Source organism: Mycobacterium sp. RTGN4, from assembly GCF_033804635.1.
GTDB lineage: Bacteria > Actinomycetota > Actinomycetes > Mycobacteriales > Mycobacteriaceae > Mycobacterium.
Genome location: NZ_JAPZLB010000018.1, coordinates 61245 through 74231, shown reverse-complemented (window position 1 = coordinate 74231; position 12987 = coordinate 61245). Strand labels below are relative to the sequence as shown.

General features: G+C 65.8%; 14 protein-coding genes. 5 read left to right on the top strand and 9 right to left on the bottom strand.

Translation table 11 applies throughout. The features are described from left to right. The first annotated feature begins 41 nt into the window (after positions 1-41). The 3 genes from SLQ30_RS28980 (at position 42) to SLQ30_RS28970 (ending at position 3606) form a co-directional block, all read left to right on the top strand. Positions 42-1220 (top strand): NAD(P)/FAD-dependent oxidoreductase, encoded by a 1179-nt coding sequence (locus tag SLQ30_RS28980; protein ID WP_319450375.1) that lies wholly within the window; start codon positions 42-44, stop codon positions 1218-1220. Beyond that, on the top strand, positions 1217-2134 hold the full coding sequence (locus tag SLQ30_RS28975) for an RNA polymerase sigma-70 factor (RefSeq protein WP_319450376.1): 918 nt from the start codon (positions 1217-1219) through the stop codon (positions 2132-2134). The genes SLQ30_RS28980 and SLQ30_RS28975 overlap by 4 nt, the downstream gene beginning before the upstream one ends. Positions 2135-2214: 80 nt before the next feature. Then, positions 2215-3606, top strand: a complete 1392-nt coding sequence (locus SLQ30_RS28970) for a flavin monoamine oxidase family protein (RefSeq protein WP_319450377.1) — start codon at positions 2215-2217, stop codon at positions 3604-3606. Here the strand turns inward: SLQ30_RS28970 and SLQ30_RS28965 are convergent. Further along, positions 3550-4164 (bottom strand): TetR/AcrR family transcriptional regulator, encoded by a 615-nt coding sequence (locus tag SLQ30_RS28965; protein ID WP_319450378.1) that lies wholly within the window; start codon positions 4162-4164, stop codon positions 3550-3552. The genes SLQ30_RS28970 and SLQ30_RS28965 overlap by 57 nt on opposite strands. Positions 4165-4256: 92 nt before the next feature. Here SLQ30_RS28965 and SLQ30_RS28960 point away from each other — a divergent pair, with 92 nt between their 5' ends. Continuing rightward, positions 4257-5531: an alpha/beta hydrolase family protein gene (locus SLQ30_RS28960; RefSeq protein ID WP_319450379.1), complete on the top strand. Its 1275-nt coding sequence runs from the start codon at positions 4257-4259 to the stop codon at positions 5529-5531. Here SLQ30_RS28960 and SLQ30_RS28955 read toward each other — a convergent pair. The 4 genes from SLQ30_RS28955 to SLQ30_RS28940 form a co-directional block, all read right to left on the bottom strand. Beyond that, positions 5447-6322, bottom strand: coding sequence for an SDR family oxidoreductase (locus tag SLQ30_RS28955; protein ID WP_319450380.1), 876 nt, complete (start codon positions 6320-6322; stop codon positions 5447-5449). The genes SLQ30_RS28960 and SLQ30_RS28955 overlap by 85 nt on opposite strands. A gap of 36 nt (positions 6323-6358) precedes the next feature. Beyond that, entirely contained in the window at positions 6359-6814 is a 456-nt protein-coding gene (locus tag SLQ30_RS28950) for a nitroreductase/quinone reductase family protein (protein ID WP_319450381.1), read from the bottom strand. A gap of 40 nt (positions 6815-6854) precedes the next feature. Beyond that, entirely contained in the window at positions 6855-7595 is a 741-nt protein-coding gene (locus tag SLQ30_RS28945) for a hemerythrin domain-containing protein (protein WP_319450382.1), read from the bottom strand. A gap of 176 nt (positions 7596-7771) precedes the next feature. After that, positions 7772-8221 carry a MarR family winged helix-turn-helix transcriptional regulator gene (locus tag SLQ30_RS28940; RefSeq protein WP_319450453.1) on the bottom strand — a complete coding sequence of 150 codons (450 nt, stop codon included), beginning with the start codon at positions 8219-8221 and terminating at the stop codon, positions 7772-7774. Between the two features lie 236 nt (positions 8222-8457). Between SLQ30_RS28940 and SLQ30_RS28935 the strand changes: the two genes are divergently transcribed. Next, positions 8458-9234 (top strand): SDR family NAD(P)-dependent oxidoreductase, encoded by a 777-nt coding sequence (locus SLQ30_RS28935; RefSeq protein WP_319450383.1) that lies wholly within the window; start codon positions 8458-8460, stop codon positions 9232-9234. Positions 9235-9258: 24 nt separating this feature from the next. Here SLQ30_RS28935 and SLQ30_RS28930 read toward each other — a convergent pair whose 3' ends face one another. From SLQ30_RS28930 to SLQ30_RS28915, 4 genes are read right to left on the bottom strand one after another with little or no spacing between them, the layout of a single operon-like run. Then, positions 9259-9543 (bottom strand): hypothetical protein, encoded by a 285-nt coding sequence (locus SLQ30_RS28930; RefSeq protein ID WP_319450384.1) that lies wholly within the window; start codon positions 9541-9543, stop codon positions 9259-9261. Beyond that, positions 9540-9758, bottom strand: a complete 219-nt coding sequence (locus tag SLQ30_RS28925; protein ID WP_319450385.1) for a hypothetical protein — start codon at positions 9756-9758, stop codon at positions 9540-9542. Before SLQ30_RS28925 ends, SLQ30_RS28930 begins: the two co-directional genes overlap by 4 nt. A 30-nt stretch (positions 9759-9788) precedes the next feature. After that, on the bottom strand, positions 9789-10733 hold the full coding sequence (locus SLQ30_RS28920) for an amidohydrolase (RefSeq protein WP_319450386.1): 945 nt from the start codon (positions 10731-10733) through the stop codon (positions 9789-9791). A 52-nt stretch (positions 10734-10785) separates the two neighbouring features. Next, entirely contained in the window at positions 10786-12987 is a 2202-nt protein-coding gene (locus SLQ30_RS28915; RefSeq protein ID WP_319450387.1) for an acyl-CoA dehydrogenase, read from the bottom strand.

Here is a 12987-nt window from a genome sequence, read left to right as displayed (position 1 = left end):
ACGTTCTGTCACGAATCGCCGTGCTGCGGTGTCTTGAGGGCATGACTCAACACACCAAGGTCGTCGTCATCGGCGGCGGCTACTCGGGAACATTTGCGGCCAACCATCTGCGGAAGGTCGGCGACGTGGAAATCACCCTGGTGAACCCGCGGCCGAAGTTCGTCGAACGGATCCGACTGCACCAACTCGTGGCGGGCACCGCCTCCGCCACGGCCGACTACGGCAGGCTGCTCGGCGAGGGCATCCGTCTCGTCGTCGACACCGCCACCCGCATTGATACGGCCTCGCGCAAGCTGCAGCTCGCAACGGGTCGCGCACTGGACTACGACTACCTCGTCTACGCGGTCGGCAGCACTGGCGCGGTGCCTGCATCGGTACCAGGTGCGGTCGAATTCGCCTATCCGATAGCGGAATTGGAGCACGCTCAGCGACTGCGCGCCGCCCTTGACGAGCTACCCTCCGACGCCCGGATCACCGTCGTCGGCGCCGGGCTGACCGGGATCGAGACCGCCACCGAACTCGCCGAGCAGGGCCGCAACGTCACGCTGGTGTGCGGCGGTCAGCTAGGACCGTCGCTGTCCGCACCGGGCCGTCGCTCGGTCGCCAAGGTGATGGCCAAGCTTGGGGTCGTCGTGCTGGAGGCCGACGTAGTGACGGAGGTCCGACCGGACGCCGTCGTCTTCGCCGACGGCGCGGTACGTCCGAGCGCGGTGACGATCTGGACCGCAGGCTTCGGCGTGCCGGAGCTGGCGTCGGCCAGTGGACTGCGCACAGATGCGATGGGACGGCTGCTCACCGACGAGACGATGACCAGCATCGACGACCCGCGGATCGTGGCCGCCGGTGACTGCGCCGCACCATCGGGCCGGCCGCTGCGCATGAGCTGCCAGGCGGCCGCGCCACTCGGCGAGCAGGCCGCCGACACCGTGCTCAGCCGCATCGCCGTCACCACGCCGACGGTGATCACCCCGGCCTTCGTGGGGTCGTGCATCAGCCTGGGCCGACACGCCGGCACCTTCCAAATCGCCCGCAAGGACGACACTTCGGTCAACTTCTACCTCGGCGGCCGCGCCGCCGCCGCACTGAAGGAGGCCATCTGCAAGGGCACCCTGTGGGGCCTGCGACAAGAGGCCCGTAAACCCGGCTCCGCGTTCTACTTCAAGGGCCGTGCGCGTGGCGAGCAGCCAGTGGAGGCGGCGCAAGCGGTCACCGAACAGTGAACACCGAGGGTCCAATCTCGGCAGGCGACGACCACGCGCAGCGCTTCACCCATCTACGGCCGCTGCTATTTACGATCGCCTACGAAATACTGGGCTCGGCAACCGAATCCGATGACGTGCTTCAGGACAGTTACCTGCGGTGGGCCGACGTGGAGCTCGCCACCGTCCGCGACACCAAGTCCTATCTGGCGCAGCTGGTGACCAGCCAGGCGCTCAACGCGCTACGCGCACGGGCACGTCGTCGCGAGGACTACATCGGACCGTGGCTGCCCGAGCCACTACTGCTCGCCGAGCACGACGCATCAGCCGATGTGGTACTCGCCGAGTCGATTTCGATGGCGATGCTGGTGTTGTTGGAAACGCTCACCCCGGACGAGCGTGCGGTGTTCATCCTGCGCGAGGTGTTCGGCTTCGATTACGACGAGATCACCGGCGCAGTAGGCAAATCCGAGACGGCGGTGCGTCAGATGGCGCACCGCGCCCGGGAGCACGTGCATGCCCGACGCACGCGGTTCGGACCCGTCGACACCGCACGCACGGCGCAGCTCACCGCACAGTTCATGACCGCGGCCAGTACCGGCGACATGGATGGATTGCTTTCGCTGCTGGCGCCCAACGCCACCTGGACCGCCGATAGCGGGGGCAAGGCCGCCGCTTCGCGCAGGCCAGTCGTCGGCGCGAAGAAGGTAGCCGCAGTCCTCATGGCCTTCTTCCGTTTCGGACGGCGCACGCCAGATGTGCGGTTCGACATGGTGAATTGCAACAACGCGCCCGCGATCGTCGTCCACCGCGGCGATGTGCTCGAAGGCGTGTTCCTCATCGAGATCGTCGACGACAAGATCACCAACTTGTACGCGATGCGCAACCCGGACAAGCTGTCCGCGTTCGCCATTCCGCGGACGATCAGTCGTTGAAACGAGATTTGTAGGCGACTTGCGCGGGATGCTTTGTTCGTTTGAGCCACTTCGTGCCATGGGCGTGCTACTCCGTCCTTATGTCGGATGTTGATTTCTGCGTGGTCGGCGCTGGATTTGCAGGCCTGACTGCCGCTTTGCGCTTGAAGCAAGCAGGCCACTCGGTGGCATTGCTCGAGGCCCGCGATCGCGTGGGCGGACGTACCTTCACCGAGGTCCGGGACGACGGTTTGTGGATCGACCGCGGCGGCGCGTGGGTCGGCCCCACTCAGGATCGCATTCTCAAACTGATGACCGACTTCGGCGTCGGTAGCTACAAGCAGTACGCCGACGGCCAGGCGATGATGGTCATCGACGGAAAGCAGTACCGCTACAGCGGCCAGATTCCGTGGACGATGAGTCCTTGGGCCACAGTCAATCTCGGTGCAGGCATGGCCGAGCTTGAACACTTATGCAAATCCATCCCACTTGCCGCGCCGTGGGAGGCGAAGAACGCGGCCAAGCTGGACCAGATCAGCCTCGCCAAGTGGCTCGACGGCCATGTGGCGTCGAAGCCGGCGCGCGATCTGCTCGAGACCGCGGTGGCCGGGTGCTACACGTCGGCAGCATCGGAGGTCTCCATGCTGTTCGTCGCATACCAGCTAGCGTCCGGCGGCGGACCGGGATTCGTGTTGGGCATCAGAGGCGCCTCACAAGATGCTCGTCCCATCGGCGGCATGGGTGCCATCTATCACGCCGTCGCCAACGAACTCGGCGACGCCGTCCATCTCAGCGCGCCAGTGCGCCGCATCGTCCAGGGCGCCGACGGAGTGGCGGTGCACGCCGACGGCATTTCAGTTCATGCGGACAAGGTCATCGTCGCGGTGCCGTTGGCGATCGCCAGTCACATCCTCTACGAGCCGATGCTGCCCACCGATCGATCGTTCCTGCACCAACGCATGCCCAGCGGTGCGATATTCAAGATCAACATCGTCTACGACGAACCGTTCTGGCGTGACGACGGGCTGTCAGGGCAATCGGCGGCCCCCGGCTCACCCGCCACGATCACCATCGACGCATCGGGGAATCAAGCCCGGCCGGGAGTGCTCTGTGTGATCGTCGAGGGGCCCATCGCCAGGACGTTGGACCGGCTGGACGCGACCGAACGGCGGAGCGCGGTGCTTTCCGAACTCGTCACTCGGTTCGGCAAAAAGGCCAACGCCCCAATCGATTTCATCGAACAGAACTGGAGCCGGGAGCAATATTCAGGAGGTGGCATGCTCAGTCACGCGCCCACCGGTGTGCTCACCGAATTCGGACATGCGCTGCGAAGGCCGTGCGGCCGAATTCACTGGGCAGGCACTGAGAGTTCGAGCGTCATGTGCGGATGGGTCGACGGGGCGGTGCGCTCGGGTGAACGTGCGGCCGCAGAGGTCTCAGTCCTTGGCGCGCAGTGCCTTAGCGGTACGGCGGACGCCCTCCGAAGGCGCTGAAGCCAGTACTCGGTCGACGAACAACTCGAGGTCCGGCTCGTTGATATCGAGGCCGAGTAGGAATCGCAGGTAGATCGGCGCCAGGATGCAGTCCACAATCGCCGTGGGGTCGTGCGCCGGTTCGCCACGGCCCTGGGCTCGGTGCAGCATCGCCTGGAACTGCGCGGCACGGGCAAGTAGCGGAGCGGAACGCTGCTCGTCGCTGAGGTCGCGGGCGCCGATCAACGCGTGCAGGAACGCCAATCCGCCCGGTCGCGCGATGTCGGCGGCGGCGGCGCGCGCGTAGGTGAGCAGGTCGCCGCGCAGGGTTCCAGTGTCGGGTAGCGGGGAGAGGTCGGTGAGTCTGGACGCTTCGATATCGAGAATGACGGCTTCCAAGCTGCCCCATCGCCGATAGATGCTGGTCGGGTTGACCTCGGCGCGCCTGGCGACATCGGCGACCGTGAAGCCGCCGGGGCCCAACTCGGCCTGCAGCGCGTCCACGGCCTCGTGGACCGCCGCCGCGACTCTGGCGCTGCGTCCACCGGGGCGCCGACGAACCTCTTCGTCTTCGGTCACGGAGTGCAGCTTAAAGCATCAGCTCTTGCTTTTACGTCGAGACGGTCATACCGTGTGCTTAAAGCAATTCAAAATGACTTAAGGAGCACCTCATGGAACCCGTCCTCTTCCCCACCGACACTTCCTTCTGGTTCGAGACGCTGCGGGTGCTCGGAGCCACCGCGTACGGCGGAGCCGACATCGGCGAGGTGCTGGTCACTGCCCAGGCCATCACGGCCGGCGACTACGACAGCTGGTACGACGAGTGGGCGGCCACCGCCGACCGGATCGCCGCCGAGGCGGAAAAGGCAAACGCCGCAGGCCATCTCGTCAGCGCGCGCGACGGCCTGATGCGTGCGAGTAACTACTACCGCTCGGCCGACTTCTATCTCCACGAGAACCCCGACGACCCACGCATCAAGCACGCTTACAGTCGAGCCCGCGAATGCTTCGTCGCTGCGGCCGCCCTGCTCGACCCGCCCGTCGAGCCGATCGAGATCCCCTACGACGACACAGTGCTACACGGCTACTTCTACCCCGCCCTTCGTCGCGATGGGGACACCGGGCCGAGCCCGACGATCATCATGCACAGCGGATTCGACGGCACGTGCGAAGAAATGCACTGGATGGGCGCGGCCGCCGGCCAGGAGCGTGGCTACAACGTCGTGACGTTCGACGGCCCGGGTCAACCGGCAGCGCTGCACTTCGACGGACTGGTCTTCCGGACCGACTGGGAGCACGTCGTCACACCCGTACTGAACTGGACGTTGGACCGAGCCGGCGTCGACCCGGACCGAGTTGCGCTACTCGGTGCATCGATGGGCGGCCTGCTGGCGCCGCGCGCCGCCGCCTACGAACACCGGCTCGCTGCCTGCATCGCATTCGACGGCGTCTACGACCTCGGGCTCACCGTCACTCAATCGATGCCCGGTACCCGCGCCGAATCCGAAGCCGTGCTGCGGGCCGAGTCCGCGCCGGAAGTGGACGCGATGATCGCCCAACTCATGGCGTCCGATCCGAACATCCGCTGGGCCGCCACTCACGGCCAGTACGTCATGGGCGTCGACAGCCCCCGGGCCTTCTTCGCCTCATACCTGGACTACACGCTCGCCGACGGCATCGCCGAACAGATCAGCTGCCCGACCCTGGTCTGCGATGCGGCCACCGACATCTTCTTCGAAGGCCAACCCCGGCTGCTGTTCGACCACCTCACGTGCCCGAAGACGTTGCTGGACTTCACCGCCGAGGAAGGCGCCGGTGCGCACTGCCAGGTCGGCGCGGGGCGCCTGGCCTTCGCACGCATCTACGACTGGCTCGACGACACCCTGGCGACCGCGTCGCGGAAGGCGTCCCCTCGTGTGGTTGGAGGCCGACCGATCAAGGTTTGAAGGTCGACACTGTCGGTGTAGAGCTCCCCACGGGCGAGTCCGTCGTCGGCGTCGGCCACGGCGGCGGCCATTTCTGCGGGCAGTCCCACCCCGATCAGGAAATCGGTGTAGTCGCTGACCGGCATGTCTCGGTATGCGACGTCGATGCCGAGGACCTCACTGATCGTGGCGGCCAGTTCGGTCAGGGTGAATGCCGATCCGCCGAGTTCGTAGGTGGCGCCCGTGTGCCCATCCTGTGTGAGTACGGCGACGGCGGCGGCGGCGTAGTCCCGTCGGCTGGCGGCGCTCACCCGACCGTCGCGCGCGCTACCCACCAGCGCGTGATATTGACTGATCGTCGCCAACTGGTCGGTGTAATTCTCCAGGTACCAACCATTGCGGAGGATGACGAACGGCAGACCGCTGTCACGCAGGTACTCCTCGGTGCGCCGGTGCTCGTCAGCCAGCTGCATCCGCGCCGTCGACGCATTGACGATGCTGGTGTAGACGACCTGCGACACCCCGGCGTCGCGCGCCGCGTCGATGGCGTGGCGATGATTGTCGAACCGCTGACCAACCGTTGCCGTCGAGACGAGTAACAGCTTCTCGGCGCCGGCGAACGCCTCCTTCAACGTGCTCGGGTCGGCGAAGTCGGCGCGGCGCACCGTCACTCCCTCGCGCGTGAGAGCGGTGAGTTTCTCGGTATCGCGGCCGGTCGCGACGATCGTGTCCGGCGATGTGCCGGCAGCAATCAGCTGTTCGACGACGAGCCGGCCGAGCTGGCCGGTGGCTCCGGTGATGACTATGGACATGGTCTTGCCTTTCGGTGTGGGGTTAGCGTGTGGGGTTTAGTGGGCGCGCAGGCGGATGACGGGCAGTTCGCGGTCGGTTTTCTGCTCGTATTTCGCGAAACGCTTTGCGGTGCTGGTGATGTGGCGCCACGCGTGCTGGCGGTCCCTGCCGTGCAGCTGCTCTGCGCTGACCGCGATGGTGCGCCCGGCGAGCTGGATTTGGACGATGTCGGGGTGCGCGGCCAGGTTGTAGTACCAGGCGGGGTTCTTCGCGGCTCCGTTCGCGGACGCGACGATCAGCCAACTGTCGGCGCCATCGGGGAAGTAGGCGACCGGGGTCTGGCGCGGGGTGCCGCTCTTGGCGCCGACGGTGGTGAGGACGAGCGCCTCCATGCCCATCACCTTCTCGGCGTTGCCGCGAATCCGGCTCATGTTCCAGCGGTTCATCCAGGCCATCACCTTTCCGCCGGGCTGACGGGCACCGCGGGTGCCGTGCTTGGTGTCAAAGCTCATCAATCTCTCCTTCTGCTCTCGTTTTTCGTTGGTTGACGGTTCAGGGGTGTAGCGGACTGCGCAGACGGGTGGCCTCGCGGCGGTGTTGGCGTGCTCCGATGAGGCGGTAGGCCAGTCGGACGGGTGCGGGTACGCGAGCCAGGAAGTCGGTTCGTTCCTGCGGGGTGGTGTCTTCGAGGAGGTAGCCCAGCGCGATGAGGCGGCGGGTTAGGGGTATCGACACCAGTCCCCGTTCGCCCACCTCCTGGTATTCGGCGGCGGTGATGACGCTTTCCACGATCGGCAGGACCGCCGCTTCCTCCTCGTCGAAGTGCTCGTTCAGTCCGGCCGAGAGTCGTTCCAGCAGCTCGATGAGTGCCGTGCTGGTGTTCGCGGTGGGCGCGTCCTGCCACGCGGTGAACGCCGCAGTGGCGTGCTCGAGCAGCACCGCGAGGCGATGATGCTGGCTGTCCATGCGGGCGAGCAGATCGGCGTGGAACCGAGTCCGCGCCGACAGCCTCGGCCAGAGCAGTTCGTCCTCGCCCAGGTGGTGGTGATGGAGCATGTCGAGAACTTCGCGGGCACGCCCGGCCACAGGGTGGGCCCTGGAGACGTCGCCGGCAGGTACTGCAGCGACGAGTTGGGACAGCAGTACGCATTCGCGGCGAAACATGCGGTGCACGATCACCATGTCGCTGGTGTCGCACAGTTTTGGCGCGTCGTTCGGCGCGCTCATAGCCGCCCGCGCCGCCGCGTTGATCGGCCGCTCGGGGTCCCCACCGCGGATCAGGCTGATACCCATGGCGATGCTCCTTCTAATGGATGGTGCAGATGTCGGACCTCGACGCCGATGTCGAGACAACGTCAGAATCACTGACCAAATTAGTCAATAACATTGACCATGTCAAGAGCAAGCGACACCCTCCTACCCGGATGGGTCGCCAGCGTCCGGGGACCGCGGGTGGAGCCGCAGCGCGGCTAGGGTTTGTGCGCGTAGGGGTCGGTGATCTCGCGGAGTTGATCCAGGATCTGGTGCAACAAGGTGAAGTTGCGGGTGCCCAGATAGGCCGCCCACTCCGCGAGGATCTCGGCCGATGTCGCCATGGCCACCTCGGCCGCTCGGCGGCCACGTTCCTCGATCACGATCAACCGTGCGCGCCCATCGGTCGGGTCGGGGACCCGGCGGACATAGCCCAAGCGCTCCAGTTGATCGACGAGTACCCCGGCGCTCTGTTTACTCATTTGCGCCTGATCAGCGAGGTCCGTGAGACGCGAACCGTCCGGCGCGATGCGCTGAAACACCCGGACCTGAGCCAGGGTCCAGTCATCGAACCCGGCGTCCTGGAGCGCCCGGAAGATCCGGTCCTCCATGTACCGGTACGGGATGAACAACGCCACCCCTAGATCCACCTGCTGCGCGTCGTCCATACCGTTCTCGGCTCCATCGCCCACCCGCCCCATGAGAAAGACACATTACGTCACCACCGCCGCACCAGAGCACCGCCGACACGACCGCCAAGCCGTCTCCGCGGCGCTGCGCGTACTGCGTCCCGCGGGCGTATGCGGTGCCCGTCAGTGACGTCGCACCTGTTGCCATTAGCGCGATTCTACGACTAGATTAGTCAATGTAGCTGACTATTGCATAGGCGAACAGAGGAAACACCATGACATCGATACCAACCCTGGCGGGCAAGCGGGCCCTCGTCACCGGAGGCAGCCGCGGAATCGGCGCCGCGATCGTGCGGCGTCTGGCCTCCCAGGGAGCCACCGTCGCGGTGAACTATCGATCCGATCGAGCCGCCGCCGACGCACTCGTCGGCGAACTGACCGACCAGGGGTGGGCGGCGGCAACCTTCCCCGGCGATGTCAGCGACCCGGCGCAGACCCATGAGTTGGTCGGCGCGGTGGTGTCGGAGTTCGGCGGCCTGGACCTGTTGGTCAGCAACGCCGGCGTCGAACACTTCGGAGCGCTGGAAACCATCACCCAGGCCGACTTCGATCTCCTCTTTCAGACCAACGTGGCCGGACAACTGTTCGTCACCCAGGCCGCGGTGGCCGCGATGACCGACGGCGGCCGGATCGTGCTCAGCTCCTCGGTCAGTGCGCGCCTTGCCGTCCATCACCACGCGCTCTACGCGGCAAGCAAGGCCGCCATCTCGGCCATGGTGCGCAATCTGGCTCCCGAACTCGCCGACCGAAACATCGCCATCAACGCGATTGCGCCGGGCGCCACCGCCACCGCGATGGCCATCCGCTACGCCGCCAACTACACCCACCCGGCACTGGCCGACGTCCCCTTCGACAAGCTCATCCGCTCCATGAGCGCACTCGGTCGGTTGGGTGAACCAGACGAAATCGCCGCCGTGGTCGCGTTTCTGCTCTCCCCAGATGCGTCTTTTGTCACCGGCACCACCATCGAATCCGACGGCGGCTGGAACTAAACATCCAACGAACTTGGACTTCCCCTAGGACACCCAGTGGCCGACGAGTTGGGCCCATCGGCGCGAGATCGTCTTCTCCATGTCGTCACGCCTACGCCGCGTGTTCACGTCGTCAGGTTGGACACCTCCGATACTGAGCCGCGCCAGTTCCTCGACCTGATCTCGCTCGAGTCCGAACTGCAGCAGCGGCTCGAGCTCCAGCTCGGTGTCGAGCTCGTCGGGCAGCGTCGAGCGGGCCAGCAAGACGGCAGCGTTCTCCTCGCCGACCTCGAGCAGCAGCGCTACGAGACCAGCCTTCGCGACCTTCACACCGGGCGGCGGATCGACAGCTCGATCCCGTTGTCCCGCATGACGGTTCGACATTGCTCTGGCGTGTAGTCGAAGTTCTCCAGGTCCTTGATGTAGGCCGAAGGTTCGGCCAGACCTTCGACGTGGGGGAAGTCCGACCCCATGACGATGCGGTCGACGCCCACCAACCTGAGCAGGCTCGCGAGTTCGTCCTCGTAGAACGGAGACACCCACACGTGGCGCTTGAAGGTTTCGCGCGGATCCTCCTAGTAGATCTGCGGAATCTGACCGAAGGACTTGGTCAGCTTCTCGAAGAGGTGGAACACCCACGCCGACCCGCTCTCGATGGACGCCATCCGAAGATTGGGAAAGCGGAGGAAGAGTCCGTTGTGCAGGTGATTGGCGAACGTGTCCTGAATGGCGTCGCCGGAGAACAGCGTTCGGAAGCTCAACAACGCCTGGAAGGACATCATGAAATCCGGCTCGCCCCACGCCGTCATGAACTTCGAGTAGTAGGTCTCGCCCGAGTGGTAGCAGGCCGTGACGCCGGAGTCGTTGACCAGCTGCCAGAAAGCGTCGAACATCGGGGCGCCGGGTGCGCGCATGCCGACCTCGGTCGTGACGGGGCCAGGGATCATGACGATGAACCGGGCGTCACGGTCGAGCGCCCACTGCAGTTCGCGCACGGCGTCGTCGGGCCGGCACAAGGTGATGTACGGGGCGGCAAAGATGCGCTCCTTGTATGCGAAGCCCCAGTCCTCCTCCATCCAGCGATTGAAGGCACGGAAAGTAGCAACCGTGGCATCGAAATCGGGCAGGAGCGCCTGTTCCATGCCGACACCGAGCGTGGGTAGCAGGATGGTGCCCTGCATTCCCTGCTCGTCCATCAGTTTCAGTCGGGCGTCGCGGTCGCGATACGCGGGGGGAATGGCTTCGAGTTCGCCGAACAGCGAGTTGAGGTCAGCGCCCTTCGGATTGCGCCCGCGGAAGTACTCGTCGAGCGCTCCGGGCTTGCCGACTGGGTCGAATGTCGGGTTCGGGATGAACCTGTTGACCTTGCCACCGACCATCAGCCGCTTCCGGCCGTCGATCTCGGCCCATTGGATACCGCGCTTCTTGAACTCCCGTTCCATGTGACGGGTGAACGCGTCCTCGGCTTCGTAAAAGTGGTTGTCGCAGTCGAAGAACTTAAATGGCAGTTGGGCCGTCATCGTGACCACGTCCTTTCGGCGGTTGTTTGCGGAGGGCTGACTTCAGTCAGAGCTACTTCCGTGGAAGCCCGAGAATCATCGACGCAATGACCGTCAGCTGTATCTCGGGAGTGCCACCGCCGAGGAGTTCGGACGGCATCCAGAGGTACGGCTGCACGACGGGCGGGTCGGATTCTGCGAGCATCGCCGTCCGGCCGGTCAGGGCCAGCGTCGCGGTCCAGGCCCGACGTAGCAACAGCACCATGGCGTACTTGGCGATGCTCGACGTCGCGCCTGGCGTCTGTCCCTGCACCAGGCGCAGGGTTTCCCGCAGCACCATGGCCTTGATCGCGGTGGTGAAGGCCTCGACGTCGCCGAGCGCCCGTAGGGCCGCATCCTGTTCTGGCCCCTCGAGATTCGCGATCTGCCGCAGCGGACCAGACCGATCGATGGTGACGTAGTTGCCGATTGCCGTGCGCTCCACGGCCATCGTTGCCACCGCCAGGTTCCAGCCGGCGTCGGGCTCACCGACCAGCATGTCGTCGGGCACAAACACGTCAGTGAGGAAGACTTCGTTGAAATCTGCGTTGCCGCTGGCTTGTTTGATCGGGCAGACCTCGATGCCGGGCCAACTCATGTCGACCAGGAAGTAGCCGATCCCGCGGTGCTTCGGCGCCTCCGGGTCGGTGCGGGCCAGCATGGCTCCGAACTGCGCCCGGTGTGCCGACGAGGTCCAGATCTTGTGACCGTTGACCAGCCAGCCGCCGTCGACCTTGACCGCACGGGTGGTCAGCGAGGCGAGGTCCGAGCCTGCGCCGGGCTCGCTGAAGAGCTGGCACCACTGGACGGTGCCGCGCAGGATGGAATCGGCGAAGCGCTCGCGTTGCAGGCCTGATCCGAAAGTGAGGATCGTCGGCAATATCCATTCGGCGATGCCGAGCGACGGCTTGATCAGCTGGGGCCGCTTCTCGAACTCTTCGCTGATGATCACCTGCTGCACGGCCGAGGCGTCGACGCCCCACGTCGCGGGTAGCTGCGGGGCGACCAGCCCCGCGTCGGCAAGTAGATCCCGCTGCGTGCCGGTGGCCAGACCTGGGGCGCGATCGTCGTCGGAAGGATGTTCGTTGGTGAGCGTCGCGGCCCGATCCAGTGTTGCGGCAACCTGTTTGCGAAACTCGGCTTCGACGTCGCCCAGGTTCAGTGCCGTGGAGCGCTTGATGGTGCGGGACAACTCCCCGACCTCGCGGCTCCATCGCGTCGTCGGCCCGAGTGACGCCGCCAGGCTGGTGGCGCGCCGCCAGTACAGGTGCGCGTCGTGCTCCCACGTGTAGCCGATCGCGCCGAACATCAGCATTGAGTCGAGCACCAGGTCTGGACTGGTGGCGATGGCCATCAGTCCTGCCGATGCCGCGGCCAGCCGGTGCTGTTCGAGTGATTCGTCGTTGGCGCGCACCGCATCCCACGCCGCGGCCGCCGCGAGCTCGGTGTTGACCCGCAACACCGCCGCCTTGTGCTGCAGGGCCTGGAACGCGCCGACCGGCCTTCCGAACTGTTCACGGGTTCGGATGTAGTCCGTGGCCTCCTCCGCACACTGGCGCACGGTGCCCGCGGTCGCGCACGCGGTCAGGGCAACGACGAGGCAGCGGGCCCGCACGGTGTCGATTCCGGTGAGCGGCGTCGCCGCAAGGTCGGTGAGATAAAGTTCGCCGACATCGGTGCACAGATCTGTGCCCTCTTGCGGTGTGACGGTGACGCCGGAATTGCTTGTGTCGAGCGCGAACCAGAGTTCGCCGTCGACGGTGTGGGCGGCCAGCAGAACCCGTTGCGCTGCACAGATTCCCAGCGTGCTCTGCGTCGAACCCGACAGCTGCCAGCCTGCCCCGTCGGTGGTGGCGCGGACGTCGGAGTGTTCGGGCAGCACCACGGCCGCGGTGGCTCCCGCGGCCAACTCGGCCAGTAGTTCCCGCGCATCGCCCAGTGCGGCGACCGCGCTTGCCGTCGCGGTGGACAGCAGCGGTCCGGGCAACAGCGCCGCGGCGGCCGCCTCGATGACGCAGGCCATGTCGGCCAAGGTGCCGCCCTGCCCGCCGATCTCATCCGGCAGGTGCACGGCGTGGAAGCCCTGTGCGGTGAATTCCTCCCACCAGGTGGGCAATTCGCCGGCAGCGATGGAGTCGGCCGATGCCCGGGTCTTGTCTATCGGGGCGTGCCGACCGGCGAACCGGGTGACGGCATCGACCAACTGCTCCTGCTCGGTGGTGATCGCCAGTGCCAT